General features: G+C 56.9%; 26 protein-coding genes. 9 read left to right on the top strand and 17 right to left on the bottom strand.

Annotated elements, in window-relative coordinates:
* Nucleotides 1–93: 93 nt before the first annotated feature.
* Both RGU44_RS20855 and RGU44_RS20850 read left to right on the top strand, forming a co-directional pair.
* Complete coding sequence (locus RGU44_RS20855; RefSeq protein ID WP_322277813.1) at nt 94–909, top strand: ThiF family adenylyltransferase; 816 nt, start codon at nt 94–96, stop codon at nt 907–909.
* Nucleotides 906–1,403: a Mov34/MPN/PAD-1 family protein gene (locus tag RGU44_RS20850; RefSeq protein ID WP_322277812.1), complete on the top strand. Its 498-nt coding sequence runs from the start codon at nt 906–908 to the stop codon at nt 1,401–1,403. Before RGU44_RS20855 ends, RGU44_RS20850 begins: the two co-directional genes overlap by 4 nt.
* A gap of 122 nt (nt 1,404–1,525) precedes the next feature.
* Here the strand turns inward: RGU44_RS20850 and RGU44_RS20845 are convergent, their stop codons facing one another.
* The 15 genes from RGU44_RS20845 to RGU44_RS20775 all read right to left on the bottom strand — a co-directional run bounded on the left by RGU44_RS20845 (nt 1,526) and on the right by RGU44_RS20775 (nt 16,660).
* Nucleotides 1,526–2,059, bottom strand: a complete 534-nt coding sequence (locus RGU44_RS20845; protein WP_322277811.1) for a hypothetical protein — start codon at nt 2,057–2,059, stop codon at nt 1,526–1,528.
* A 329-nt stretch (nt 2,060–2,388) separates the two neighbouring features.
* Nucleotides 2,389–2,973: an HD domain-containing protein gene (locus tag RGU44_RS20840; protein WP_322277810.1), complete on the bottom strand. Its 585-nt coding sequence runs from the start codon at nt 2,971–2,973 to the stop codon at nt 2,389–2,391.
* Nucleotides 2,974–3,089: 116 nt separating this feature from the next.
* Nucleotides 3,090–4,163, bottom strand: a complete 1,074-nt coding sequence (locus RGU44_RS20835; RefSeq protein ID WP_322177316.1) for a hypothetical protein — start codon at nt 4,161–4,163, stop codon at nt 3,090–3,092.
* Entirely contained in the window at nt 4,163–5,578 is a 1,416-nt protein-coding gene (locus RGU44_RS20830) for a DUF2252 domain-containing protein (RefSeq protein ID WP_322277808.1), read from the bottom strand. The genes RGU44_RS20835 and RGU44_RS20830 overlap by 1 nt, the downstream gene beginning before the upstream one ends.
* Nucleotides 5,579–5,868: 290 nt before the next feature.
* Nucleotides 5,869–6,072, bottom strand: a complete 204-nt coding sequence (gene yidD / locus RGU44_RS20825; RefSeq protein WP_322277807.1) for a membrane protein insertion efficiency factor YidD — start codon at nt 6,070–6,072, stop codon at nt 5,869–5,871.
* Entirely contained in the window at nt 6,072–6,311 is a 240-nt protein-coding gene (locus tag RGU44_RS20820; protein WP_322177314.1) for a DUF4177 domain-containing protein, read from the bottom strand. The genes yidD and RGU44_RS20820 overlap by 1 nt, the downstream gene beginning before the upstream one ends.
* A gap of 205 nt (nt 6,312–6,516) precedes the next feature.
* The gene (locus RGU44_RS20815) at nt 6,517–6,771 is read right to left on the bottom strand and encodes a DUF2790 domain-containing protein (protein WP_322177313.1); all 255 of its coding nucleotides are present in this window, start codon (nt 6,769–6,771) and stop codon (nt 6,517–6,519) included.
* A 377-nt stretch (nt 6,772–7,148) separates the two neighbouring features.
* Complete coding sequence (locus RGU44_RS20810) at nt 7,149–7,403, bottom strand: DUF2790 domain-containing protein (RefSeq protein ID WP_322177312.1); 255 nt, start codon at nt 7,401–7,403, stop codon at nt 7,149–7,151.
* Between the two features lie 259 nt (nt 7,404–7,662).
* Nucleotides 7,663–8,622 (bottom strand): zinc-binding alcohol dehydrogenase family protein, encoded by a 960-nt coding sequence (locus RGU44_RS20805; RefSeq protein WP_322277806.1) that lies wholly within the window; start codon nt 8,620–8,622, stop codon nt 7,663–7,665.
* A gap of 150 nt (nt 8,623–8,772) precedes the next feature.
* Nucleotides 8,773–9,555: a helix-turn-helix transcriptional regulator gene (locus RGU44_RS20800; RefSeq protein WP_322278486.1), complete on the bottom strand. Its 783-nt coding sequence runs from the start codon at nt 9,553–9,555 to the stop codon at nt 8,773–8,775.
* A gap of 182 nt (nt 9,556–9,737) precedes the next feature.
* Complete coding sequence (locus RGU44_RS20795; protein WP_322218918.1) at nt 9,738–11,009, bottom strand: OprD family porin; 1,272 nt, start codon at nt 11,007–11,009, stop codon at nt 9,738–9,740.
* Between the two features lie 202 nt (nt 11,010–11,211).
* A complete protein-coding gene (locus RGU44_RS20790; RefSeq protein WP_322177309.1) occupies nt 11,212–11,415 on the bottom strand; it encodes a hypothetical protein in 204 nt (67 codons plus the stop codon).
* A 141-nt stretch (nt 11,416–11,556) separates the two neighbouring features.
* On the bottom strand, nt 11,557–12,663 hold the full coding sequence (gene aguA / locus RGU44_RS20785; protein WP_322218915.1) for an agmatine deiminase: 1,107 nt from the start codon (nt 12,661–12,663) through the stop codon (nt 11,557–11,559).
* Nucleotides 12,664–12,668: 5 nt separating this feature from the next.
* Nucleotides 12,669–13,547, bottom strand: coding sequence for an N-carbamoylputrescine amidase (gene aguB, locus RGU44_RS20780; protein WP_322218913.1), 879 nt, complete (start codon nt 13,545–13,547; stop codon nt 12,669–12,671).
* 200 nt (nt 13,548–13,747) lie between these two features.
* On the bottom strand, nt 13,748–16,660 hold the full coding sequence (locus tag RGU44_RS20775) for an aminotransferase (protein ID WP_322177306.1): 2,913 nt from the start codon (nt 16,658–16,660) through the stop codon (nt 13,748–13,750).
* A 419-nt stretch (nt 16,661–17,079) separates the two neighbouring features.
* Between RGU44_RS20775 and rfbB the strand changes: the two genes are divergently transcribed.
* From rfbB to RGU44_RS20740, 7 genes are all read left to right on the top strand, one after another.
* A complete protein-coding gene (gene rfbB, locus RGU44_RS20770) occupies nt 17,080–18,162 on the top strand; it encodes a dTDP-glucose 4,6-dehydratase (protein WP_322177305.1) in 1,083 nt (360 codons plus the stop codon).
* Nucleotides 18,159–19,034, top strand: coding sequence for a glucose-1-phosphate thymidylyltransferase RfbA (rfbA, locus tag RGU44_RS20765; RefSeq protein WP_219063769.1), 876 nt, complete (start codon nt 18,159–18,161; stop codon nt 19,032–19,034). The genes rfbB and rfbA overlap by 4 nt, the downstream gene beginning before the upstream one ends.
* Nucleotides 19,034–19,579, top strand: a complete 546-nt coding sequence (gene rfbC, locus RGU44_RS20760) for a dTDP-4-dehydrorhamnose 3,5-epimerase (RefSeq protein WP_322177304.1) — start codon at nt 19,034–19,036, stop codon at nt 19,577–19,579. Before rfbA ends, rfbC begins: the two co-directional genes overlap by 1 nt.
* Complete coding sequence (gene rfbD, locus RGU44_RS20755; RefSeq protein WP_322177303.1) at nt 19,576–20,469, top strand: dTDP-4-dehydrorhamnose reductase; 894 nt, start codon at nt 19,576–19,578, stop codon at nt 20,467–20,469. The genes rfbC and rfbD overlap by 4 nt, the downstream gene beginning before the upstream one ends.
* Before the next feature lie 151 nt (nt 20,470–20,620).
* Entirely contained in the window at nt 20,621–22,435 is a 1,815-nt protein-coding gene (locus tag RGU44_RS20750; protein ID WP_322218910.1) for a sensor histidine kinase, read from the top strand.
* Entirely contained in the window at nt 22,432–23,820 is a 1,389-nt protein-coding gene (locus tag RGU44_RS20745) for a sigma-54 dependent transcriptional regulator (RefSeq protein ID WP_322218908.1), read from the top strand. Before RGU44_RS20750 ends, RGU44_RS20745 begins: the two co-directional genes overlap by 4 nt.
* Nucleotides 23,821–23,835: 15 nt before the next feature.
* Nucleotides 23,836–24,291: a thioesterase domain-containing protein gene (locus tag RGU44_RS20740; protein WP_322218906.1), complete on the top strand. Its 456-nt coding sequence runs from the start codon at nt 23,836–23,838 to the stop codon at nt 24,289–24,291.
* A gap of 3 nt (nt 24,292–24,294) precedes the next feature.
* Here the strand turns inward: RGU44_RS20740 and cysQ are convergent, their stop codons facing one another.
* Together cysQ and nudE are read right to left on the bottom strand one after the other, a co-directional pair.
* Nucleotides 24,295–25,143, bottom strand: a complete 849-nt coding sequence (gene cysQ, locus RGU44_RS20735) for a 3'(2'),5'-bisphosphate nucleotidase CysQ (RefSeq protein WP_322218903.1) — start codon at nt 25,141–25,143, stop codon at nt 24,295–24,297.
* The gene (gene nudE / locus RGU44_RS20730; RefSeq protein ID WP_322177298.1) at nt 25,140–25,706 is read right to left on the bottom strand and encodes an ADP compounds hydrolase NudE; all 567 of its coding nucleotides are present in this window, start codon (nt 25,704–25,706) and stop codon (nt 25,140–25,142) included. Before nudE ends, cysQ begins: the two co-directional genes overlap by 4 nt.
* Between the last annotated feature and the right edge of the window lie 20 nt (nt 25,707–25,726).

Here is a 25,726-nt window from a genome sequence, read left to right as displayed (position 1 = left end):
GGCAAAAATTTTAGCGTTGCAAGGTTAATCGTTCTAAGGGCTCCCAACTGTGATTATGGGTACTATCTACCGGCAGAGGGGAAACTCAAGGTAATGCGCCCAATCATCTGCGAAAAAACGGACCCCGATTGGTTGTTTGGAAGATATGAAGACTTAAACATTGTTAATTACACCAATTCAAAAATAGCGCTAATTGGCGCAGGCTCACTCGGCAGCCATATTTTACACATTCTAACTCACTCAGGAGTCGGGGAAATCCATCTTATCGACTCTGACATTTTCAAGCCTGCCAATATAGGCAGGCACACTCTTGGCATAAAGAGCCTAGGGAAATCCAAGGCTTCTCAACTATCATCTGTAAAAGGCGCGGACACTCCAAACTGCAAATTAGTCCCAGAGCATTGCTCGGCCCAAAAATGGCTCAAGCAAACAGACATCTCAAAATTTAACCTGATTATCGACGCTACTGGCGAACGTACTGTTCGAGAGCTAATTGCCACTAAGAGGTCAACCCAACATGTGACTTTAGTAACAGCATGGATGGAACCATTTATTACTGCAGCTCACGTGGTCATATTTTATGATCAGACGAAGTGGAACATCAATGGGTTGAATCTGTGGAATGAGGCTCATGCTTTCGAGGGCTGGCCAAAGGACTATTTATTATCAGAGCCAGGCTGTAGCAGTCGCTTCGCACCGTATACTTTAGATCAGTTGTCGCTTGCCGCAGGCATTACTGCAGAAGAATGCCTTTCTGCATTGTCAAACAAACCAACAGACCAAGTTAAAATAAAAAGCTGGGTTAGAGGACATGCATACACCAGCATTCAAAAATATATAGCGGAGCGCAGAAACTGGGCAATTTTACCAAACAATATCGATGGCGCCATAATTACGAGGCAGATTTGAAAACAAAGGATAGATACTTCCAGTTTCCAGACACAACAGCTTTGCTAGTAATAAAATCCAATGTACTAGAGCATCTGTACAAACACGCACAAATTAAATCATCTGACTACGAATCCGGTGGTCAAATTTTCTCTAGAAACATTTCTGATAGCATAGTTGTAGTTAACGAAATTACGGGGCCTTATAGCTCTGACCAACGGGATAGAACCCATTGGAAACCCAATAAAAAACAGTTAGTTAGGGATCGACAAACCATGTTTTCAAATGGTTTGCATGTCGTAGGGTTATGGCACACTCATCCTGAAGCGAAACCTCATCCTTCATTTACGGACAGGGAGACGTGCGAATCTCATCTCAAGCTACTAGATAAAGCATATACTGGTTTTTTGATGCTCACACTTGGAAATGGCGGAACCCCCTTAAACCTGTCGGTTTTTTTATCAAAAAGATCTCACAATGCTTGGCAGCAGCTCGTAGAAAAACTAGAGCCATGAAATATTTGGTCATAGGCCTTCCACATTAGATAAAATTATCTACTTTTTTAAATTTCAATCCGCAGGCACCACAATACGCGCCAACCGATGAATGACTAACACTAAAATTCTATCCAACCTCATCAGTGCAGGCCATTGATATATGCCTTACTCAAGGACCGAAATAACTTTTCGCGCGCTACTTTTATTTCTGATTTCTCCAAACTAATTTGACACTCATCAAGGCCGGGCTTTCCTACGTATATCCCGCGCCTAAACTTCACAACCAATTCCCCGTAGCCCCTCATAAGATCATAAATCTCAGGCTCGCTTATCAACAAAATTTTTGATTCAGCATCCGTGAAATACTTAAATGACTGAAAAAGTTCGTCTTTAGTTTCATCAAGTTCTCGAACTCTTTTTTGAGGCCACTCAGTCCCGGATAGATCGTAGCGTGTAGCCTCAACGACTAAAGCCCAATACTTAAGATAAACATGATTTACCTGCTCAACTTGCGACGCCGCTTTTTCCAAAAGCTCTTGGCGCTTTGAATTCAACCGACTTAAGCTTTCTCCTCTTTCTTTTTGCCTTGTATGCCAAAATGTAACAACACCACTTATCACTGCTCCAAGTCCGATTTTTACCGCAGTATCTAATACATCGACCATTGTAGTCATGGGTCCTCCAATACGTTAATCATACTTACAGTCAATGTACCCAAAACCGACCGTTGCACCACAACATCAAACCGAGAGAGCAGTCAAAATAGAGTGGTAAAACTTGATCAGGTGGTAGCGTACGATATTAGTTTAAGACAATAGGATAATTTTAGAGATAGAAATCCGTCTTGCGGTTTAAAAAAGTCTATTTATCAGCAGGTTACAATATTTTTCGACTCCTGGTGCCGCACCATACAAGGTTCCAGAGAAGGCTTTCAAAATCTCTGAACCCCCCGAAAACCCGCCTTCTGGCGGGTTTTTTCGTTTTGGCGTTCTGTCAGCCTACGTCAATCCGCCAAACGCTTCATCTCGGCCACTGTGCGGGTCAGTTCGTCAGCGAGTGGGCTTGGCAGGCAAGTCTGGAAGGCGCTTGCCAGTTGATCGTAGTACCACAGGGTGCCGTCCTTCCCAGTATTGAAACGAGAGAACATCTTGGGGCCATGGGTATTGAGATCGCTCACGATTGCGCGAGCGTTGTGCAGTTTGTCGCAGCCGGAGACTAACAAGACCTCTGCTGGCGCATCGGGCAGATGATCCAAATAGCGCTGCTTGCGGGTATGCCAATCACCCTTCTCGCCATTTTCGTCCGGTACACCATCGGTGCAGCCGAGCACGATGCGGGTGACTCGTTCGCCGAACTGCGTTCTGATCTGTGCTTCGGCATGCGCGCCGGCATCTTCCACCGCATCGTGGAGTAAGCCGGCAATGGTCTGGTCTTCATCCCCTCCGTGCTCCATTACCAGGCAGGCGACCCCCATGAGGTGGGACAAATAGGGAATACCGGTGGCCTTGCGGGTTTGATCGGCGTGAAGCGTTGTCGCCAGGGCGATGGCGTCTGCGATTCGGAATGAAGGTTGGAAATTCGGATTCATTGCGACCCTCCAAAATGTAGTTTTTACACATTTAAAGACTGCGGTAATCAATAGTCAGGCCTGATCCTCTGGCCTGATTTCGCCAGCCAGTGGCCCGGGTGTACAGCACGTCGGTATCAGTTCGCGGGCACGGTGATCACTGGCGCCTGCGGCGGTACGCCGGTTTCGGCCAGGGAGAACAGCACGAGAATGAACAGGAATTCCGATTTGGACTTCATGTCGCGGTCGTCGATCCAGAACCAATAGCCACGATAGCGAACGGCGGAATACGCATCGGCGGGTCGCTCCACGCTCGAGTGGATACGTACCAGCGGGTCGTCCCACGGGCTTGGGTTATCAGGTGCGGCCGCTGCCGGGTTTGCGCGTCCTTCCTTCAGGTGCTGGGGAGGCACCTCGATGGTCGCGGCAAGCTCTAGGAATATTTCCGACATGGAGCGCGTGAGCAGGGCGACCTCCGTATCGCTCCTCGACACCATACCGAAGGTCAATGTCAGTTCACTTGTGTCGGGACGCAGATGAAGGGTTTCGCGCACAAAGTGGCTGTCCTTCAGGACGCTTTCAGGAACGCCCTGATTGATGATAACCAGAACGGCGTCACTGTCAGCGCCCGGATTAATTCGCATGCCCAGCGATTCCGACCGCTGTATCCGTCTTAGCGTCTCAAGCACCTGATAGAAACGTGGATCCGCAGCCCGGGCACGGGTGGGCGATGTGGATCGGTTATAGACGCCGTTAATGGCGCGGGTAGTCAATTGCAGCACGCGATCCACGGGATAGCCCGCCTGGACAAGGGAGAACACGGAAGCCGGTGATAGCGGGTGCAGCAGATAGCGTGAGAATTTCTCCCCGGAGAGTGGTGTGTAGCTGATCGTCGGTCGGTCCGTGTAACGGCCGTATGCGCCGATGGCTTGGCTATCTCCATCGTTAGGCCATCCCGAAAACCAGCTCGCGCCCAGGCTGACCTGACTCTCCATCGCGGTGGAGCTGATCATTGACGTGACATCCAGGTACACCGGTACGTCCCCGTAGCGCAACTTGACGACATTGAGCAGCGTCTGCTCTTTCCAGGTCGTGGAAAGAACACCGCCGTAGTCTGTACGATCGCGCTGAATCGAGGTTGGCCCCATTGTTCCGCACCCACCTAAGTAGCAGGCTGCGGTGAGCAATGCTACACAGCGGATCGGCGTCATCAATCTTCCTCTATCAGCGCTTTGATCCGTCCGGACTTCTCTGCAGCCACCAGCGCCGCATGGTCTTTTGCGTTTTGGTCCGCATAGGTCAGGGCAAATTCGCCGATGGCCTGGTCGAAAGTGTCCGACTTGCCCAGGTAGCCACTGATCAGCGCCGCATCCCCGGATTTGGCGTGAGCACGGGCCAGGGTAAGACCGCACAGCTCGGCATACATCTTCATTTGTGCGAACGATGCGCCTTCTACAGGCGCGGACATTTTCATGTCCCGTAACTGGCGCACAAAGAAATCCCGTCCTCTTTGGCCTTGCGTCCAGCCCAAAAAAATATCGCTGGAGGACTGCATCAGCCGCTGCCCCGTGACAACGCGCTGCCCGTGATTGTCATAAATGCTCTTGCCCGCATAAGGCTCGAGTACGGAGGGACAAGCTTCCTTGAATTGCAGGAGCAGAGGATGGTTTTCTGCGGAAAAAAACAGACCGACAAAACAACGGGTACCCACGCTACCGATGCCGACGGCTTTGAGAGCGATGTCTTCCAGACGGTAACGATCGAAGAGCACGCGGCGCTCGTGCGGCAGGGATAATCGATAATCCTGCAATGCCTTATAAACGCGCTGCTCAAAGTCTTTTTCATAAATGTGAAAAAGTATGGGCGGTTGATCGATCAGACGCCGCCGCCCCCCGACCTCGCCACTGATTGTGGGATAAAGGTAATCACCTACACGCATCTTTGCTTTTTCAATCAATTGCTCCCGCGCCTTTTTGACTTTGGCATTGGGGGCCATATCAACAATCGTTTGGGCATCCAGACGGTCGTACCAAACCTCCAGCGGACTCATCTTCGAACATTCGCGCAGACGCTCGCGATAAGCACGCACACATTCGACGGCGCTCGCCTCGGCCTCCTTGTCGGTGAGGCCGTTATCGCGCGCAGCCACGGTAAAACTGATCGCCAGACGCTTGATATCCCATTCCCACGGTGCGGGCGTCGTTTCGTCGAAATCGTTAATGTCGAAAATCAGATTGCGCTCGGGGGTCGCAAACAATCCGAAGTTCAATAGGTGGCAATCCCCGCAGGCCTGTACCTGAATACCTGTGTTCGGGGTGGTGGCCAAGTCATATGCCATCAACCCCGAAGAGCCGCGCAGAAAAGTAAACGGGCTGCGCAACATACGCCCATAGCGGACAGGTACCAGACTGGCTAGCCGATACCGGTTGGACTCTTCCAGGACATCGATAGGGTCACGGTGTTTGCGCGGTGGTTTCCATACGGCGTGACTCGAATGTGGCATGCCCTCAAGCAAGCTCTCGCCTGCATGCACGCGTTCTTTGCGCGAGCGAAAGACCGGCTCGAAAATCCCGAATGCCTCTGCTTTTGTTTTACTTTTGATAGTTTTTTTCTTGTCGGCAGACATGTCCACTCCTTTGCTCAACGAAATCCAACTCGCTTGGGCGCCAGAACTAGTCAAACCACGGCCAGCCATTAGGCTTAGTGTTTACTGGGTGAGGTTATTTATTTTCCGGCGCGTCTAAATAACTGGCGCGAGCAGTTCTCTCTGCCGTTTTTCCGGCGAAATCATGGGAAAAAAACGAATAATCGTCACAAAGACAAGCGTAGCAGCTGCAATCCAGGGTGCTGGCAGCTGCATGGAGTCGACAAGCACGGAAGGAATGGCTCGGCACGGGCACAATTCCTCTGGAGAGCTTACGGGTAATCCTCTCCGCCGTTGGGGATTCGGCATCGGCAGATACGATTGAACGTCATCCGGCTCCCCTTCCAGGGACCGTATCTTTCGATGGCCAATTTGCCATAGCAGGAACACGACGGCTCAAACCGGCAGGCCCCTCTCAACCTTTGAGGGGCCATGGCTTGATACAGGCGTATGAGCGCCAGTAACAGCCGAATCATCACCGAGGCTTGCGGAAGGTAATGACGTAGTAGGTGCTGAAATCGGCTTTTTTTCCAAAAAGTGCTTCAAAGCAACCGGGCTTGATCTGAACGCCGACGCTGTCTACGCGGTAGAACTCCCAACCCTGCTCTGCGTATTGATTGGCGATCGACTCCAAATACACGGCGGCTTCAGTGCCTGAGTTCTTGACCTTTACTTCGATGTTGGGTGGAACCTGAACCATCTTGTATTGATACATCTGCCGTCCTTAGTCGCTGAGTGGCCTCATGCCACGCTCCGAGTCTACGGTAAGGCATGACCTTAATCGCAGCGCTGAAGCACTTTGCGATCCGTCCTACTTAAATTTCAGATCTCTGCACCCTTGATGCCTTTCCGCCACACACAACAAAAAGCCCCCTCATCAGGAGGGGGCTTGGGTCACGTCTCTGCTTGAAGCGTGAGGCTTAGCCGTTTGAGCAGCCGTTACCCATCACGCTGTATTGGAGGGTGTGACGCTGACCTTGATGGTCTTCGTAAGTCATTTGCACCGGAACAACACCACATGTGTCAGGGACTGAGTCCATGCTAATCACTTTAGCGACATCAAGTTCTGTGGCGTATGTGTACTGTTCAACGGCTGGGTTGTTGACGGCTTGCACTTCGCCAGCTGCTGCGATTGAGGAGAAGCCGACCAACGCAAGTACGATTAAACTTTTCATTTTATTTACAGGCCTTTAAATCAATCACAACTGACTGACTTCATTTGCCAACGTGGCGGAAGAAGTTGTTAAACCGTTTAGAGTTAGGTCTAACACGAAGTACCATGCCCTGTTTGTTTCGGTTACCAGGGAATGGGGTTAGTTTACAAGGGTGGGTATTTAGTTAAACCCAAAAGAACCATAATATTCTTTACCGAAACGGTAACAATCCCTGAGGCGGTGTTTTCCCAGGCGTTGCGCCGATCAGTCCGTGCCTTGGCCTGCGGGCTGCGGATGACCAGCAGCCGTTACCGAGGACGTACGCCTTATCGAGCACACAACAAAAAGCCCCCTCATAAGAGGGGGCTTGGGTCACATGTCGATCTGAAGCGTGAGGCTTAGCCGTTTGAGCAGCCGTTACCCATCACGCTGTATTCGAGGGTGTGACGCTGACCTTTGTGGTCTTCGTAAGTCATGTGCATCGGAACGACACCGCAGGTGTCCGGCACTGAATCCATGTGAATAACTTTAGCAATATCTAGATTCATAGAGTACGTGTACTGTTCAACAGCTGCGCTATTAACAGCTTGCACTTCGTCAGCCGCGGCGATTGTAGAGAAGCCGACCAACGCAAGTACGATTAAACTTTTCATGTTATTTACAGGCCTTTAAATCAATCACAACCGACTGACTTCACTTGCCGAGGAGGCGGAAGAAGTTGCTAGACCCTTTTAAAGTTAGGTCTAACACGAAGTACCATGCTCTGCTGAGTTCGTTTGCTAGGGCATGTGTGTAGTTTACAAGGATGGTTATATAGTTATACCCAAAAGAAGCATAATGTTCTTTACCGAAACGGTAACAATCCCTGGCGCGACGTCTTGGAGGCCGGCAAACCGGCCTCTGACCCCTGTCTTAAGGCAGCAAAACCACCTTATCCCCACTCCCCTTGTTAACCTCCTCGTACCGCGCCAGCCCCTCACTCAATGGCGACTCAAACAACCCGGTCGGCAAAGGCAATAATCCTTCATCAAAAAACCGCCCAAATTGATCCAGCATCCCGGCACACGCCTCTGTCCCGTAGAGCAATGAGTTGATGCCCACAACAGACCCACCTTTGCGATACAGCGCCAACGCGGGCAGATGCACGTGCCCATCCGCAGGCGCGGCGATGATGGCGATGCGGCCGAAGGGGGCCAGGGCAGTGACGGCGGCAGGAAGCCAGAAGCCAGTGGTGTCGAAGATGACGTCGGCGCCGCCGGTGAAAACTGCGTTGACGCTGGCGGCGAGGTCTTCGGGTGTGTCGAGCTGGATGGCGTTGAAGCCTCGGTCGTTGAGCGCTTTAACGTGCTCGGGGCGACGCACTGCGCCGAGCACGTGGGCACCACGGATTTTTGCCAGAGCCAGGGCGGCACTGCCGACTGCACCGTTGGCGCCGATCACCAACAGGCGCGTGTCAGCAGTCACCAGGCTCCGCTCCAGTGCATCCCACGCAGTGGTGAACGGGACGCCAAGGCTGGCAGCCTGGGCAAAGCTCAAGGCTTTGGGCTTGAGGGCGACGCCTTTGGCGGGCAGGGTCAAATACTCGGCATGCGAACCGTCGCGGATGAAGCCCGGTTCTTTACCCGTGCCCCAGACTTCCTGTCCGATCAGTGCCTGCGGACCTTCCACGACGATACCGGAGAAGTCCCGACCGGGGATGCGCGGCAGGGTGGTGTAGGGAAAGCGCCCGAGTACATTTTTCACGTCGCTGGGGTTGAGGCCGGCGGCTTTCACCTGGATCAGTACTTCGTCTTGAGCGGGGGTGGGTTTGGGCACGTCAATGTAGTGCAGGGCCGCGAGGTCGCCGGTTTTGGAAAATTGCAGGGCATTCATAAGGAACTCCATCTCTGGACGTCGCGTTGCGCTGTGCGGCTGAGCGACCGTGTTTTAGGTGTCCCGAGTGTAGGAGGAGGCGCAGGAAGCTGTCGGTCAACTGCTTCTGCTTTACTGCCAAACAACGTCAGACAATCACGCGGGCCGTCGTCAGGCCGCACGCTCGCCGACCGGGTACTGCGAAGGGCTCATGCCCAGTTCACGACGGAACATATCGCTGAAGCTGCTGGGCGAATAACCGAGATCGCGCGCGATGGTGCTGATCGGTACCCCCTGAATCAGCTCGGCGACCGCCGTTGCCAATTGCACCTGTCGCCGCCACTCAGCGAAGCCCATGCCCAGTGCAGCTTGAAACAGACGCGCCAGGGTACGCACGCTGGCGCCAGCATTTTCCGCGTGTTGCTCGAAGGACACATCCAGCGAGGGCGACGCCATCACCGCCTGGCACAGGTTGATCAGGCGCCGGTCGGAGCTATCGGGCAAGGGGATTTTCAGCACGGTGCGCTTGGCTCGCCTCAACTCCAGCAACGCAAGGTCTACGACCGCGTCGTAATAGTCCTGCCGCTGTTGATCCTGAGCCTGCTCCACCAGATTGAGGATCAGCTCACGCAGCAGCCGTCCGACTTCGATGACCTGCACTGTGCTTTCCAGCGTCGCGGCAATCGCCGGGCGCAGGTAGATGTTGCGCATTTCCAGGTCCGACACCACCCGAATCCCATGCACCACGCCCGGCGGTAACCACACCGCACGTTGCGGCGGCACGACCAGCGCTTCGTGCGGGGTTTCAAGCCACATGACGCCGGACATGGCGTACAGCACCTGCCCCCAGACATGCTCGTGCGGCTCGATATACAGGCCACGCGGATACGTCCGCGCCAGGGGCTGCACGGGGACGGCGGTGTCACTGAGGTCGGGCGGAGCAGCGAGGGCCATTACGGTGACCGGGAGCGAGAAGATAGGCGCATGGTAACGAGCGTCATGGGTTGTCGCCATCAGTCCATGAGCCTGCCTCTATAGACGAAGGCGGTTGCGGCCTTGTATTTAATGTACCCCGCACACAAAAACGCCCCGATCGACCCGAGGCGTTTTTTATCAGCGCGTCACACGTTCAAGCATCAGAAAATGTTGATCGGGTAGTCGACGAAGATACGGGGTTCGTTACCTTCATCATTGTAGAAACTGGCGTTGTCCGAGACGCGCAAGAAGGAGTTGCGCAGGCGCACGGAGAGGTTTTTCGCCGGGCCAGTCTGTACGACGTATTGCAACTGGCTGAAGATTTCGCGTTCTTCGCCATTGCCGCGGCCGGAGCCGTCGTCGATGTGGTTGCCACGTACGTAGGCGACTTTATAGGTCAGGCCTGGCATCACGAGCGTGCCCAGGTTGACCCCGTAACCCAGTTGCCAGGAACGTTCGTCTTTGGCGTTGAAGTCAGACCAGTAGGAGTTGGCGAGGTAGATGGTGTTACCGCCATCACCCGTACCGCCCGCGTTGCGATAACCGCCGTATTTGTAGCCGGTATCGCCGGTGCTGCGCTGGTGAGCGAGGGTGAAGGAGTGGATACCGAGGGCGTAGGTCGCCGCCAGGCTCCAGATTTTGTTGTCTCGTGCATCGTTGACAGCGAAATCTTTGTCCAGCGTGGTCTTGTACCCGTTGAAGTCGAATGTCAGCGACTCGTCCTTCTGGAGTGCAAACACGTAGTTAAGGTTGAGGTATTGCTTCTTCAGTACTTCTTCGTCGTTGGAGGCATAGAACGCTGCGCTGAAACTGTCTGTGAATTTGTAGCTACCTCCGTAGACGTCGATTTTCTTCAGATCACCGCTGTCACGGCCTTCAACGCTTTTACGCGACTCGGCGGTGAACCGGCCCAGATTCAGCTCAAGGCCTTCGATTTCCTTGGACGTGATCAGGGTGCCGGTGAAACTTTCAGGCAGCAGACGCACGTTGTCGTAGCTCAACACTGGCAGCGACGGCATTTGCTCGCCGTACTTGATCACGGTATTGGAGAAACGTACTTTGACGGCACCGCCGCCTTTGGCCAGATCGTCAGCCGCTTCGCCGCTGCTGTCCTGCTTGAAAAAGTCGATACCCGCACGGCCGCTTTTGCCTTTACCGCCGTCCAGACGCACCGCGTACATCGCAAATGCATCGACGCCAAAGCCAACGGTGCCCTGGGTGAAGCCCGATGCGAAATCAGCGGTGACGGACTGACCCCATTCGGCCCTGTCCTGAACGCCGTTCTTGTAATCACGGCTGATGTAAGCGTTGCGCAAGAGCAGGTTGAGGCTGCTGTCCTCGACAAAACCTTTGGAATCCGCTTGTCCATCGGCCATTGCCTGAGTGGCGCACATGACGATCACGGCGATCACGCCAATACGTACATTCAACATCTTGTTTTCCTTAATGCGAGTTGATCACGCGCTGTGGCCTTGGCCGGACAGGGGTTGCGGCCTTTGAGTCTGGTCAATCGGACCGACTCAGAAGGCCCGCACGAAATCATCGCAGTGGACTACTGATGCTACGTACATGGCGGGTAGCCACAGGCGGGCGCGAATCCTAGCCGTGGGTTACCGGGGTGTCAATTTTGAAAACTCAGCGGTCCAGAATCAGCATCAATGCGTCTAGCTCTGCGTCGCTGATCAATCCAACCGGGTAGCGAGCCTGCAACAACTGTCGTGAGTCTGGCTCCGGCGCCTGGGATCTTCTGGTTGTCCTTAACCAGTCCGCCATCAACTGGCGTGATTCGCTACTTGCAGACAAACTACGAGCAAAGGGCTGCTCAATACCTGCGTTCATGGGGGACAACCTCTTGAGTCTTGAGCGGCTAAATGTACCTGTGCTTTATGACAGCCCCGAGAAGGACAGTATGGGTCAGCGATTTGACGCCAATAAAAAGCCCATCAATTGATGGGCTTTAATAGCAAGAACAAGACCAACTCAGCCTTTGTGGGGGGCCGGTTGCTGCTGGGTCAGGCAGTGGATATTCCCGCCACCAAGCAACAGTTCGCGGCCTGGCACCATGACAACCTCATGTTCCGGGAACAGACGCTGCAAAATCTCACGCGCCGTTTCGTCGAGAGGGTCGTCAAAGCCAGGCGCAATAAGGCCTCCATTGACTATCAGGAAGTTAACGTAAGAGCCAGCCAGCCGCACCGTCGGGTTGCGCTCCTGACTGCCGTGCACCTGATCGACGCCTGCACACTCTTCTTCGGTGGCAAACAGCGGACCGGGAATGGGCATTTTATGCACAATAAACGGGCGACCCTTGGCGTCGTGCGCGTGTTCCAGGACGCGCATCGCCGCCTGGCAACGTGGATAGTTGGGGTCTTTTGGATCATCGGTCCACGCCAGTAACACTTCACCGGGGCGCACGTAGCAACAAAAGTTATCCACATGGCCGTCGGTTTCGTCGTTGTACAGGCCGTCCGGCAGCCAAATGATCTTCTCTACCGCCAGATGATCACGCAGCACCGCTTCGATCTCTTCGCGAGACAGATGCGCATTACGGTTGCGATTGAGCAGGCATTCTTCGGTGGTAATCAGTGTGCCTTCGCCGTCGACGTGAATCGAGCCGCCCTCAAGCACAAAGCCTTCGGTCACATAGCGTGGGCAACGTTCAATCTCCAGCACCTTGCTGGCCACCTGCTCGTCGAAGTTCCACGGCGCGTACAGACCGCCGTCGAAACCACCCCACGCGTTGAAGCCCCAGTCGACGCCGCGCACTTGGCCCTTGTCATTAATGACGAAGGTTGGCCCGGTATCGCGTATCCAGGCATCGTTGTTGCTGATCTCCACGACGCGAATGTTCGGCACATCGAGGCGCGCACGAGCGTTGTCGTATTGCGCGGCAGAAACACCCACGGTCACCGGCTCGAAACGCGCGATGGCTTTGGCCAACACGACATGGGCGCTCTGTACCGGCTTGCCGCCCAGGCGCCAGTTGTCCGGCCGCTCGGGCCAGATCATCCAAGTCTGGGTCTGCTGCGCCCATTCGGCAGGCATATAGAAGCCATCGGCGCGTGGTGTGCTTTTCAGCGTGGTCATGGCGATCAGGACTCCAGGAAACCGTCGAGCGTTTTGATCGCGCCGTACAAGTTAGGACGACGATCACGGAAAGTGCCCCACGCGCTACGCGTGTGCTCAAGCTCGTCGAGGTCGAAGCTGTGAACCAGTACGCCTTCTTCGGTTTCGTTGAGCTCTGCGACTTTTTCGCCGAACTGGTTAGCAATAAACGACGAGCCGTAGAACGTGATGTCGTAGCCGTCCTGCTCTTCGTTACCGATACGGTTGCTGGCGATCAGCGGCATCAGGTTGGCGCCGGCATGGCCTTGTTGCACGCGCTGCCAGTGGTCGCGGGAGCTGATGGTCTTGTCATGCGGCTCGCTGCCGATGGCCGTTGGGTAGAACAGGATTTCCGCACCCAGCAACGCCATGCTGCGGGCGCATTCCGGGAACCACTGATCCCAACAGATACCCACGCCGATTTTCGCGTAACGGGTTTGCCAGACTTTGAAGCCGGTGTCGCCCGGGTTGAAGTAGTACTTCTCATGATAGCCAGGGCCATCCGGGATGTGGCTTTTACGATAAATCCCGAGGTTGGTGCCGTCAGCGTCGATGATCACGATGCTGTTGAAGCGTGCACGTCCCGCCAGTTCGAAAAAGCTGATCGGCAGCACGACTTTCAGTTCTTTAGCGACTTTCTGGAAGTGCTTGATGGCGACGTTTTCTTCCATGGGCGTGGCCAACTGCAGATAGTCCGGGTTCGGCTTCTGGCAGAAATACGGGGTCTCGAACAATTCCTGAATCAGGATGATCTGCGCGCCTTTGGCAGCGGCTTCGCGCACCAGCTTTTCAGCGGTTTCGATGTTCGCTTCAAGATCCCAGGAACAGGCCATCTGGGTGGCGGCGACAGTAACGATACGGCTCATGGAAATCTCCTCCTGGGCAAATGCGGTGGGGCCCTCACCTTAGCAGAGGACCCGTGACAATCTTGGCAACTTTATAGCCGATAAAAATCGGCTTTGGAAGGATGATTAGACGGAAAGCAAAAATAATCAGGCCTCTAGGTCGATAACAATCGATTATCAGGCCTGCTTTACTTGCCTCACACTTCGCGAATGAATTCGAGTCAGCCGAGTTCGCCCAGCACCTTCGACACCGTATCCACAAAGAAATCCACACTCTGCCGGGTGGTGCACATCGGCGGCTTGATCTTGAGGATGTTCAAGTAGTCACCGGTGGGCTGCATGAAGATCCCTAACTCACGCAGTCGATCACACAGGTAGGCGGTTTCCTCAGTGGCAGGCTCCAGAGTTTCACGGTCGCGGATCAACTCCACGCCCAGATAGAAGCCGGAGCCATGCACCGCACCGACCAATGGATGTTTATCGATCAAGGCTTCCAGGCGGGCCTTGAAATGACCGCCTACCACTCGGGCGTTTTCCCACAGCTGTTCCTTGTCCATCACATCCAGTACGGCCAGGCCGACGCGGCAACTGACCGGACTACCGCCCGCAGATGAGAAGAAATAACCCTCGGCCTCCAGCGCTTCGGCAATTTCCCGACGGGTGATGACCGCACCCAATGGCTGGCCGTTGCCCATGCCCTTGGCCATGGTGATGATGTCCGGCACCACGCCCTGCTCTTCGAAGCCCCAGAAGTAATGGCCCAAACGGCCGTAACCCACTTGAACTTCGTCAGCGATGCACACCCCGCCCTGGGCGCGGACCTTGGCATATACCTGCTGCAGATAGCCTGGTGGCAACGAGATTCCGCCCGCGTTGCCGTACACCGGCTCACAGATGAAACCGGCGACCTGACGTTCCTGGCTGGCCAGCTCCGCCAGCGTGTGTTCGACGCTGCGTACGTAATCCGGCGCGCTGTCGCTGCCACGGAACTCACCGCGATAGGTATTCGGCGCTGTCACCGGGTGCACCCAATCAGGCCGGGTGCTCAAGGCTTGCGGATTGTCGGCAATCGAGGTGGAGATGGCATCGGTCGCCACTGACCAGCCGTGATACGCCTCCAGCACGCTGAGCATGTCGCGCCCGCCGCTGTAAGCCCAGGCAAGACGAATCGCCAGGTCATTGGCTTCGGTGCCGCTGTTGACCAGAAACACCCGGTCCATGGAGTCCGGCGCCAGCTCCAGCAATCGTTCGGAGAATTCGGCGATGGCCGCGTAATGAAAGCGCGAGTTGGTGTTGAGCAACGACCACTGGCGTGCGGATTCTTCGGCCATGCGCGGGTGCCCATGCCCCAATACCGCGACGTTGTTGAGCATGTCCAGATAAGACCGACCCTGCATATCAATCAGGTGATTGCGCCAGCCCCGCTCGATCTGCGGCGGGTCCTGATAATAGTGCTTCTGCGACCGGGCGAAGCTGGCATCGCGACGCGCCAGCAGCTTCGCTGAGTCTTCAATCGGCGGCGCATCGCAATCGAATCCCAGTAGCGCGGCGGGCGAAGGGCATACCACTTGCCAGGCTGGCGCCCACGAAGGAGTACTGAACAACGGCGGACTGATATCGGTCACGCGACACAGCTGGACGATCAAAGAGCCGCTGCTCTGACCAATCTCCTGACCTGCACGCACGGCACACCCTGAGTCCAGCGAAGAGGTCACGCCCCACACGCGCAGATTCATCTGCTCGCCGATCAGCCACAGCGCAGCATCAGCGGTCAGACGCAACGTGCCGCCGAATGGCGCATGCAGCTCAGTGCCTGAAGGCACATGCAGTTCGACATGCAAAGCGCAGGTGTCAGGCTCTTTAGCGCTGTCGGGGACCGTGCGCGACAAGCGGTATTCACCATATCGGGTCGAGGCCAGTCCGCTTTTGATGCCCGCTTCGAACAACAGCTGTTCATCGATACCGCGCTTCTCCCAATTGCCGGCGGCGAAGTGCGTACTGAGCACACCCAGGTCGACAGGGGTGAATTCGCGACCACTCAGGCTGGGCAGCAGGGGCAAGAACGATTCAGCGCGGGTCTCTGGCTGAGCCAGCCCGACGCTGGCCAGAATCGCCGCCTCCATCAATTCGAGAGGCACCGAAGTGGCCACATCGAAGATACCCCACTCGCTCTGCAAATTGGCCTGGATGTAAGTGTTGTGCGGTTCGATGCTGGCCTGCTGCTCGCTGCTGAGCACCAGAATCGCGGCCCGCGCGACGATCAATGGCCACAGCGCCTGCAACTCTTCGGGTTGCAACGGGTTGATGGCCTGATACGCCTGAATCGCCGGCAGGATGTACAGCGGATTGCCATCGGCATGGTGCAACAGCGCCGCGCACGTCACTGACAGGTCGGCAACTCGCCAGGTAGTGACCAAGTCCCCGAAATCAATCAAGCCCTGCAACTGCCATTGGCGCTGCTGATCGCGTACCCAGACCACGTTATATTCGGTGATATCCAGGTGAATCGCCTGCACCGGCAGCTTCGCCACCAGCGGTCGTAAGCGGTGCGCCGCCTGCTCGGCGGCGTGTGCGAGCAAGGCGCGCTCTTCAGCGTTATTGATGACCGGTAATAGATGCCTGATCAACGCATCGGCATGCCGCGGGTCCCACTGCAGCGTTCGCTCCAGCCCCGCGTGCTGAAAACTCGCCAGCGCCAGGTCGACCTGAGCGCACAGTTCACCCAATCCCACCACCACGTCGCGGCTCAGGTGGGGCAAATGGGCTAACGACTGACCGTCGATGAACTCAAGCAACCGCGCCTGCACCGTCCGACCGCCGATCTCCAGCGAAAGCAATTCCTCACCGTTGCTGGCCGCCATCACCCGAGGCACACGCAACCCCGGCTCCGCCCCTAAATGCCCCAACGCCGCGTGCTGTGCCTGAAGCTCGCGCAACGAATAATCACCGTGGCAAATCTTCAAGACATAGCGCCCCTGAGCGCTGTCGAGCAAATAGTTACGATCCTGCTGGCTACCCAACTCCTTGAGCGTGCCGCTCAACCCGTAATGCTGCTCAAGCAATAGCAACGCCTGCTCGGCGCTGACTTCCGGGCACGGCAGACTGGAACGATGAATCAACGTGGCGAGCGACATGACGACCTCAACGGTTCTTGTTAGCGGCCTATATCGCCAGTTGGCTGGGCGATGCGCAAGGGGTGTGTTCAGGAAAAACCACAATAAGGAAGAAATGAACGGCTTCTATGAACGGCAGAGAGGACGCAGTGGGCGCATGCTCATTGGGGATCAATACGGTATCTACAGGATCGCGGGCGCGCGGACGACCTTCTGCGTTTTTTTTCGCCGCACTTAACGCACGGGAAAACTCAAAAAATTTAGGTGTTTATGGTCACCAACTTCAGTCGCGACAGTTTTATGGCGCGCAACCTGCTCCTCATGTGTTTTTTTCATGGCTTTGTAGCGTTTTCTCGATCAATCGCTCTTGCACCTGCCCTCTCCTGCCGACAAGCTATGTCTCATCCGCTTAACGTCCATCCAAGGAAGAAGGCAAACTCATGCGAATCCTCGTTACAGGCGGTGCCGGCTTTATCGGTTCGGCGCTGATCCGTCACCTGATCCAGAACACCGATCACGAAGTCCTCAATTACGACAAACTGACCTACGCCGGCAATCTGGAGTCGCTGCAAAGCATTGCGACCAACACCCGCTATGAGTTTGTGCAGGCCGATATCGTTGATCAGGCCGCTGTCAGCGCTGTGCTGGCACGCTTCGAGCCCCACGCGATTATGCATTTGGCTGCTGAGTCCCACGTTGACCGTTCTATTGATGGTCCGGCGGAATTCATTCAGACCAACATCGTCGGCACCTACAGCCTGCTTGAGGCCACACGCGCCTACTGGAGCAAGCTGCCTGAAGCCGAACGTGCGGCGTTCCGCTTCCACCATATTTCTACAGACGAGGTGTACGGCGACCTGCACGGCGTCGATGACCTGTTCACCGAAACCACGCCTTACGCGCCAAGCTCGCCGTATTCGGCCAGCAAAGCGGCGTCCGATCACCTGGTTCGGGCCTGGCACCGCACCTATGGCCTGCCGGTTGTCGTCACTAACTGCTCCAATAACTACGGGCCGTTCCACTTCCCGGAGAAGCTCATCCCGCTGGTGATCCTCAACGCCTTGGCGGGTAAACCGCTACCGGTGTATGGCAATGGCCTGCAAGTACGCGACTGGCTGTATGTCGAAGATCACGCCCGGGCGCTGCTTAAAGTGGTAACCGAGGGTGTTGTCGGCGAGACGTACAACATCGGCGGGCACAATGAGCAAAAGAATATCGATGTGGTGCGCGGCATCTGCGCGCTACTTGAAGAACTGGCGCCTGAGCATCCGCCGGGTGTAGCGAATTTCGCTGATCTGATCACCTACGTAACCGATCGCCCAGGCCACGATATGCGCTATGCCATCGACGCCAGCAAGATCGAGCGCGAGCTGGGCTGGACCCCTGAAGAAACATTCGAATCGGGTCTGCGCAAAACCGTGCAGTGGTATTTGGATAACCTAGACTGGTGCCGTAGGGTCCAGGACGGCAGCTACCAAGGCGAACGACTGGGATTCACTGACCTTAAGGATTTGATCGCATGATGAAAGGCATCGTTCTGGCTGGCGGTTCGGGCACGCGTCTGCACCCCATCACCCTTGGTGTTTCCAAACAATTGCTGCCGGTCTATGACAAACCGATGATCTATTACCCGATCTCGGTCCTGATGCTGGCCGGCATCCGTGAAATCCTGGTTATTTCCACCCCGCAGGACTTGCCGCAATATCGCAACCTGCTGGGTGATGGCAGCCAGTTTGGCGTGCATTTTCACTACAAGGAACAGCCCACTCCGGACGGCCTGGCCCAGGCGTTTCTGATCGGCGAAGAATTCATCGGCGATGACCCGGTGTGCCTGATTCTGGGCGACAACATTTTCCACGGACAGCATTTCAGCGAGCAGTTGCAAAGTGCCGCCGAGCACCCCAAAGGCGCGACGGTCTTCGGTTATTGGGTCAAGGATCCAGAGCGTTTTGGCGTGATTGATTTCGATGAGAGTGGCCGTGCGCTGTCCATCGAAGAAAAGCCGAAAAAGCCGAAATCCAGCTACGCCGTGACCGGTCTGTATTTCTACGACAATGACGTTATCGAGATCGCCAAAGCGGTGAAGCCTTCGCCCCGTGGCGAGCTGGAGATTACCGACGTCAACAACGCCTATCTGGAACGCGGCGATCTGCGGGTCGAGCGCTTCGGTCGGGGTTTTGCCTGGCTTGATACCGGCACCCACGACAGTCTGCTGGAAGCGTCGCAGTACGTTCAGACCATTGAGCATCGTCAGGGCCTGAAAGTGGCTTGCCTGGAAGAGATCGCGTTCCAAAACGGCTGGATCGACCGCGAGCACCTGCTCAACCGCGCAGATGCATTTGGCAAGACCGGCTATGGCCAATACCTGTTCAAGCTTGCCGGGGAATATCAATAATGAAGGTGGTGCCGACTGAACTGCCTGGGGTCCTGATCCTGGAACCCAAAGTATTTGGCGACGAGCGCGGGTTTTTCTATGAAAGCTTCAATGCGCGCGACTTTAAACAAGACACTGGCATAGAAGCGGACTTCGTTCAGGACAACCACTCACGCTCGCAAAAGGGCGTGTTGCGGGGCCTGCATTACCAACTGGAACACACCCAAGGCAAATTGGTTCGGGTCACGGCGGGAGAAGTGCTGGATGTCGCGGTGGATATTCGCCGCAGCTCACCGACCTTCGGTCGCTGGGCCAGCATCCGGCTTTCTGCCGAAAACAATCGTCAGTTGTGGATTCCGCAAGGCTTTGCTCACGGGTTCCTGGTGCTCAGCGACTACGCCGAATTCCTCTACAAGACCACCGACTACTATCAGCCTCGTGCCGAGCGCTGCATTCGCTGGAATGACCCGGACCTGGCAATTGACTGGCAGCTCACCGACATCCCGAAACTGTCGGAGAAGGATCAAAACGGCAGAAGCCTGAATGAGGCTGAGCTGTTCTCATGACCCAGTCCTCCACTCCACCACTGAAGATATTGATCAGTGGACAGCATGGTCAGGTGTCACGCGAGTTGCAGAAAAGCCTGGCTGATCTCGGCGAACTGCACGTGCTGGGGCGCGATCAACTGGACCTTGGCCAGCCCGAGGCCATTCGTGACCACGTGCGCGCACTACGTCCAGACCTGATCATTAATGCGGCAGCGCACACCGCAGTCGATCAGGCTGAAAACGAACCCGAGCTGGCCTTCGCGATCAATGCCACGGCACCGGGTATTTTCGCTGAAGAAGCTGATCGGCTGGGCATCCCCCTGATTCACTACTCCACCGATTACGTGTTCGACGGCAAAAAAGACTCGGCCTATACCGAGCAGGATCTGCCGAACCCGCTGGGTGTGTATGGTCGTAGCAAACTGGCGGGCGAACAGGCGATTGCGGCGGTGGGGGGCAAACACCTGATCCTGCGCACCAGCTGGGTTTACTCCCTGCACGGGCGTAACTTCCTGCTGACCATGCAACGCCTGCTGCAAGAGCGGGCAGAATTGCGCATCGTCTCGGACCAGATCGGCGCACCCACCTGGGCCGGCACCATCGCCCACAGCACGCGCTTGCTGATCGAACACTGGCGCGACGGACAGGCTGGCGCCTGGGGTACGTATCACCTGACCGCCAGCGGCGAGACGTCGTGGTTCGGTTTTGCTCAGGCCATTGGTGAGCAACTGATCAAACAAGGCAAGCCCTGCGCGACGCTGGAAGCGATTCCGTCCAGCGCCTACCCGACTCCCGCCGAACGCCCGCTGAACTCACGCCTCGATTGCAGTCTTCTGCAGCGTGAATGGCAGGTGCAGCAGCCTGATTGGCATCACGCGTTGCTGGAGTGCTTAGCCGGTCAGCAGTAGGCATAATGGGTCGATCAGCTTCTGCCCGGAGGGCGTAGGCACTGACGTGTCTGAGAGCGGCGTCACGCGGAGTACCTGGGACACCGCTTTCGCAGACACGTCAGTGCCTACAAATAATCCGTGTCAGGCGAACATCATCTGGCGCATTTCTATGATCACGACGTCCACCGTTGCCCGACGCCCCCGCTGGCGCAGCCTTGCGTTGCTGGCGCTTTGTCTTGCGCCGCTGTTGTGGCCACTGCAGCATCTGGCCGAGCGTTATTACGGCAACGAGCTGGTCAGCCAGAACCGCCAGACGCTTGATCTCTACGTCGCCAACCTGCTCGGCACCCTGCATCGCTATGAAGTATTGCCACAAATTCTCGGCGATCTTCCAGCCCTGCGCGCGGTGTTGGCGAATCCCCAGCAAAAGGTCACTCTGGAAGACGCCAACCGGTTACTCAAGGATATTTGCGAACAGACCGGGGCAGAGGTGATGTACCTGATGGACCCCAGCGGCAATACGCTGGCAGCGTCCAACTGGGACCAGCGCGACAGTTTCGTGGGGCGCAACTTCGCCTTTCGCCCTTACTTCAGTGAAGCCATGGCCGGCGGCCTGGGGCGCTTTTTCGGCTTGGGCACGACTTCGGCCAAACGCGGTTACTTCTTTGCCGGTGCCGTGCACGATGGCGACAAGGTGATTGGGGTGCTGGTGGTCAAGGTCGATCTGGACCGCACCGAGACCTTGTGGGGCATAACCCCGGAGCAATTGCTGCTGACCGATCACAATGGCGTGGTGATCCTGACCTCAAACCCGGAATGGCGCTTTCGCGCAACCCGTCCGCTGAGCCAGGAAGAACAGCAAGCGATCAACGCCATCCAGCCCTATCCGACCCGGAACCCAAAACCGTTGCACCTCGACGAAAAGGCCTGGTTGACGCAAACCCAGCAGATCGACGAGACCGGCTGGGCCGTGAGTATCCTTGCCCCACGTGGGCTGATCGACCGACCGGTGCGTACCGCCGTCGCTGTCGGCGGCGCGACCCTGTTGGTGCTGATGCTGCTGCTGGGCCTGATGATGCAACGCCGGCGCCATTATCTGGACCGCATTGCCTTCGAAGCCAAGGCCCGTCGCGAGCTGGAAATGCGCGTAATCGAACGTACCGCCGACCTGGAAGGCCTGAACAGTCGACTCAAGCAAGAAGTACTGGAGCGCGAGCAGGCGCAGCAGGAACTCGTCCGCGCACAAGACGAACTGGTGCAGGCCGGTAAACTCTCGGCACTGGGGACCATGTCTGCCAGCATTAGCCATGAACTCAATCAACCGCTGGCGGCGATCCGCAGCTATGCGGAAAACGCCGAAGTGCTGCTCGATCACGAACGCACCGAGGACGCTCGCGGCAATCTCAAGCTGATCAGCGAACTCACCGGACGCATGGCCTCGATCATTGCCCATCTGCGCGCGTTTGCCCGACGCGATCGGCATGCGCCGGAAAGTGTCGCCCTGCAACCGGCGCTCGACGATGCCTTGGCGCTGCTGTCCAAACGCCGCCGGGCAATGGAAGTTGAACTGATCCGCGACATGCCGGACGCGACACTCTGGGTCCAGGCCGGTGAAACCCGCTTGCGTCAGGTACTCGGTAACTTGTTGGCCAATGCCCTTGATGCGCTCACTGAAAAAGGTCCGCCACGCAAACTCTGGCTGAGTGCCGAACAGACTCCCGAAGGCGTCAATCTGTATATCCGCGATAACGGCCCGGGTTTTTCCAAAGAAGCTCTGGCCCGTGCCCGCGAGCCGTTCTTCACCACCAAGACCCGCACCCAGGGTTTGGGCCTCGGCCTGGCGATTTGCGATACGCTGATGCGCGCGCTGGGCGGAGAGTTACTGCTCGCCAATCATCCCGACGGCGGCGCCCTGCTGACCCTGCACCTGCAGGCCGGGGCGGCCGGGGTCAATCTTCAACCGCCAGAGGATCTATCTGCATGAGTACGGACCACGCCATCGACAGCCGGATTCAGGTGGTGCTGATCGACGACGACCCGCATCTGCGAGGCGCCCTCAGCCAGACCCTGGACCTTGCCGGCTTGCACGTTCTGGCGTTGGCCGACGCCAAGGGCCTGGCGAGTCGCATTGAGCGCGACTGGCCTGGCGTGGTGGTGAGTGATATCCGCATGCCTGGCATCGACGGGCTCGAACTGCTCGCACAACTGCATACTCAGGACCCGGAACTGCCCGTGCTGCTGATGACCGGTCATGGCGACGTGCCGTTGGCGGTGCAAGCCATGCGCGCCGGCGCCTATGATTTCCTGGAGAAGCCGTTCTCCAGCGACGCCATGCTCGACAGCGTGCGCCGCGCGCTTGATCTGCGCAGCCTGGTGCTGGACAACCGCAGCCTGCGCCTGGCCTTGAGTGATCGGACCCAATTGAGTACGCGCCTGGTCGGTCAGTCCGCGCCAATGTTGCGTCTACGTGAACAGATCGGTGCCTTGGCCGCGACCAAGGCCGACGTGCTGATACTCGGTGAAACCGGCACTGGCAAAGAAGTGGTTGCCCGCGCCTTGCACGACCTGTCCAACCGCCGGGCCGGGCCTTTTGTCGCGATCAACGCGGGGGCACTCGCCGAGTCCGTCGTCGAAAGCGAGCTGTTCGGGCATGAGCCGGGCGCGTTCACTGGCGCGCAAAAACGCCGGATCGGCAAGTTCGAATTCGCCAACGGCGGTACGCTGTTTCTCGACGAAATCGAGAGCATGAGCCTGGAGGTGCAGGTCAAATTGCTGCGCTTGCTGCAAGAGCGCGTGGTCGAGCGCTTGGGTGGCAATCAGCAGATTCCACTGGATATCAGGGTGATCGCCGCGACCAAGGAAGACCTGCGTCAGTCTGCCGATCAAGGACGCTTCCGCGCTGACTTGTATTACCGGTTGAACGTCGCACCGCTGAAAATTCCACCGCTGCGCGAGCGTGGCGAAGACGCGTTGATGCTGTTCCAGCACTTTGCCGACTCAGCCAGCACCCGCCACGGATTGCCCAAACACGAACTGCAACCGGGCCAACGCGCCTTGCTGTTGCGGCACACCTGGCCGGGCAATGTGCGCGAACTGCAGAACGTCGCAGAGCGCTTTGCCCTTGGCCTGGAACTGGCCCTCGAAGGCAATGAAGTCCCCAGCATGCCAACCACCGGAGGCGGGCTCAGCGAGCAGGTTGAAAGCTTCGAACGATCCTTGATCGCCGCAGAGCTGACCCGGCCTCACAGTTCCGTGCGCAGCCTCGCCGAAGCCTTGGGGCTGCCACGCAAAACCCTGCACGACAAGTTGCGCAAACACGGCCTGAGCTTTGGTGACAGCAGCGGCAGCGCTGCCGATGAACTCGATTGATAAATAGGAGCCCGCATGAATAACGACAGCCACCATTTGCAGAAGGTGCTGCATCACGACATTCCCCTGACCCGCGAGATGGGCCTCAAGGTGCTCAGCTGGCAAGGGCGACAGCTGCGTCTGCAGTTACCCCTGGCCCCCAACACCAATCACAAAAACACCATGTTCGGCGGTAGCCTGTACAGCGCGGCCGTGCTGGCGGGTTGGGGCTGGCTGCATTTGCGCCTGCGCGAAGAGGGGATCGAAGACGGGCATATTGTGATTCAGGAAGGGCAGATCAGCTATCCGCTACCGGTCACCGCCGATGCCATCGCCACGTGCGAGGCGCCAGAGGATGCCGCCTGGGAAAAATTTCTAAGCACGTACCGCCGTTATGGACGCGCCCGCTTGACCTTGCCGACGCACATTTTCAATCAGGGCAGTGACAACGCGGCAGTACGTTTCAGCGGGCAGTTTGTGTTGCATCGTTAAGCCCTATAGCTCGGATTTAGCCAGCGCCAACAGCTTGCTGCGCCACGGCGCGTTCGCCGGCAACGCGAGAAACGAGGTGTTGAGCAGCGACTCGCGCGACGGGTAGCTGAACGTCTCGCCTGCCAGATCGAGCACTTCGCCGCCTGCGCCTTCGAGTACCCCTTGAGCCGCAGCGGTGTCCCACTGCGAGGTCGGCGCCAGACGCGGATAACAATCGGCGGCACCTTCGGCAAGCAGGCAGAACTTCAATGAGCTGCCGACGCTGGTCAGTTGCAAATCACCCAGGCTCTCGGACAACCCCTCCAACAAGCGCTCCTGTTCCGGGCTGGTGTGACGACGGCTGGCGACCACGGTAAACGCTTCGCCGGGTGCTGGCGCCGTTCGCACGCGGATCGGCGCAGCATGCGCCTCATCATCACTGCGCCACGCGCCCAACCCCGCACCGCCGAAGTAGCAGCGATTATTGGTGGGCATCGAGACCACGCCAAACACCACGCGCCCCTGTTCGATCAGGGCGATGTTGACGGTAAATTCTTCGCTGCCGGAAATGAATTCCTTGGTGCCGTCCAGCGGATCGACCAGCCACCAGCGCTCCCAAGTGGAGCGCTCACTGAGGGGAATGTCGGCATCTTCTTCAGACAGCACATGAATATCAGGCGCCAGCGCCTGCAAACCCGCGACCAATAGATGATGCGCCGCTATATCCGCGGCGGTGACGGGCGACGCATCGGTCTTGGTGACGACGGACACATTTGCGCGCCAATACGGCAGGATCACTTCGCCTGCACGTCTGGCCAGCTCAATCACGGGCGCCAACAACTGATGCGGCAGATGAGCGAACGCTTGGGTCATGGCTCGAATACTCCACGCTGGGTCAATAAGTCGCGGACCAGATACAGCGCCGCCAAGGCACGGCCCTCGCTGAACTGTGGGTGTTGAATCAGGCTGGACAGTTCACGCAGATTGACCTTGTCGACGCGCATCGGCTCTGGCTCGTCGCCCGGCAGGCTCTCTTCATACAAATCAGTGGCCAACACCACCTGAATCTTCTGGCTCATGTAACCGGGCGACAGGGACAGCTCGGTCAAATGCTCAAGCTGATGAGCGCCAAACCCGGCTTCCTCCTTAAGCTCACGATTGGCAGCGGCCAGGATGTCTTCGCCCGGTTCGATCAGGCCCTTGGGCAAAGACAACTCGTACTCGTCGGTCCCCCCGCAGTACTCCTCGATCAATACCGCGTGGTCGGCATCGAGCATCGCGACGATCATCACTGCGCCATAACCAACGCCTCTACTCACCAGACGCTCGTACGTGCGCTCGACGCCGTTGGCAAAACGTAACTGCAACGCTTCGACACGGAACAGATGGCTACTGGCGACGATTTCGCGGGCGAGGATGGTGGGTTTCTGTCGCATGGCAAGCTCCTTGGCGTGGA

Origin of the sequence: Pseudomonas sp. 5C2, from assembly GCF_034314155.1 — a bacterium.
Taxonomy (GTDB): domain Bacteria; phylum Pseudomonadota; class Gammaproteobacteria; order Pseudomonadales; family Pseudomonadaceae; genus Aquipseudomonas.
The sequence above is the reverse complement of the archived record's forward strand: the minus strand, read 5'-3'. Positions and strand labels throughout refer to the sequence as shown.

Excerpts from the sequence above, each read along its gene's own strand:
- RGU44_RS20855 (WP_322277813.1), top strand. The coding sequence starts at position 94 with ATGCGCCCAATCATCTGCGAAAAAACGGACCCCGATTGGTTGTTTGGA.
- RGU44_RS20845 (WP_322277811.1), bottom strand. The coding sequence starts at position 2,059 with ATGACTACAATGGTCGATGTATTAGATACTGCGGTAAAAATCGGACTT.
- RGU44_RS20840 (WP_322277810.1), bottom strand. The coding sequence starts at position 2,973 with ATGAATCCGAATTTCCAACCTTCATTCCGAATCGCAGACGCCATCGCC.
- RGU44_RS20835 (WP_322177316.1), bottom strand. The coding sequence starts at position 4,163 with ATGACGCCGATCCGCTGTGTAGCATTGCTCACCGCAGCCTGCTACTTA.
- RGU44_RS20830 (WP_322277808.1), bottom strand. The coding sequence starts at position 5,578 with ATGTCTGCCGACAAGAAAAAAACTATCAAAAGTAAAACAAAAGCAGAG.
- yidD (WP_322277807.1), bottom strand. The coding sequence starts at position 6,072 with ATGATTCGGCTGTTACTGGCGCTCATACGCCTGTATCAAGCCATGGCC.
- RGU44_RS20820 (WP_322177314.1), bottom strand. The coding sequence starts at position 6,311 with ATGTATCAATACAAGATGGTTCAGGTTCCACCCAACATCGAAGTAAAG.
- RGU44_RS20815 (WP_322177313.1), bottom strand. The coding sequence starts at position 6,771 with ATGAAAAGTTTAATCGTACTTGCGTTGGTCGGCTTCTCCTCAATCGCA.
- RGU44_RS20810 (WP_322177312.1), bottom strand. The coding sequence starts at position 7,403 with ATGAAAAGTTTAATCGTACTTGCGTTGGTCGGCTTCTCTACAATCGCC.
- RGU44_RS20805 (WP_322277806.1), bottom strand. The coding sequence starts at position 8,622 with ATGAATGCCCTGCAATTTTCCAAAACCGGCGACCTCGCGGCCCTGCAC.
- RGU44_RS20800 (WP_322278486.1), bottom strand. The coding sequence starts at position 9,555 with ATGGCCCTCGCTGCTCCGCCCGACCTCAGTGACACCGCCGTCCCCGTG.
- RGU44_RS20795 (WP_322218918.1), bottom strand. The coding sequence starts at position 11,009 with ATGTTGAATGTACGTATTGGCGTGATCGCCGTGATCGTCATGTGCGCC.
- RGU44_RS20790 (WP_322177309.1), bottom strand. The coding sequence starts at position 11,415 with ATGAACGCAGGTATTGAGCAGCCCTTTGCTCGTAGTTTGTCTGCAAGT.
- aguA (WP_322218915.1), bottom strand. The coding sequence starts at position 12,663 with ATGACCACGCTGAAAAGCACACCACGCGCCGATGGCTTCTATATGCCT.
- aguB (WP_322218913.1), bottom strand. The coding sequence starts at position 13,547 with ATGAGCCGTATCGTTACTGTCGCCGCCACCCAGATGGCCTGTTCCTGG.
- RGU44_RS20775 (WP_322177306.1), bottom strand. The coding sequence starts at position 16,660 with ATGTCGCTCGCCACGTTGATTCATCGTTCCAGTCTGCCGTGCCCGGAA.
- rfbB (WP_322177305.1), top strand. The coding sequence starts at position 17,080 with ATGCGAATCCTCGTTACAGGCGGTGCCGGCTTTATCGGTTCGGCGCTG.
- rfbA (WP_219063769.1), top strand. The coding sequence starts at position 18,159 with ATGATGAAAGGCATCGTTCTGGCTGGCGGTTCGGGCACGCGTCTGCAC.
- rfbC (WP_322177304.1), top strand. The coding sequence starts at position 19,034 with ATGAAGGTGGTGCCGACTGAACTGCCTGGGGTCCTGATCCTGGAACCC.
- rfbD (WP_322177303.1), top strand. The coding sequence starts at position 19,576 with ATGACCCAGTCCTCCACTCCACCACTGAAGATATTGATCAGTGGACAG.
- RGU44_RS20750 (WP_322218910.1), top strand. The coding sequence starts at position 20,621 with ATGATCACGACGTCCACCGTTGCCCGACGCCCCCGCTGGCGCAGCCTT.
- RGU44_RS20745 (WP_322218908.1), top strand. The coding sequence starts at position 22,432 with ATGAGTACGGACCACGCCATCGACAGCCGGATTCAGGTGGTGCTGATC.
- RGU44_RS20740 (WP_322218906.1), top strand. The coding sequence starts at position 23,836 with ATGAATAACGACAGCCACCATTTGCAGAAGGTGCTGCATCACGACATT.
- cysQ (WP_322218903.1), bottom strand. The coding sequence starts at position 25,143 with ATGACCCAAGCGTTCGCTCATCTGCCGCATCAGTTGTTGGCGCCCGTG.
- nudE (WP_322177298.1), bottom strand. The coding sequence starts at position 25,706 with ATGCGACAGAAACCCACCATCCTCGCCCGCGAAATCGTCGCCAGTAGC.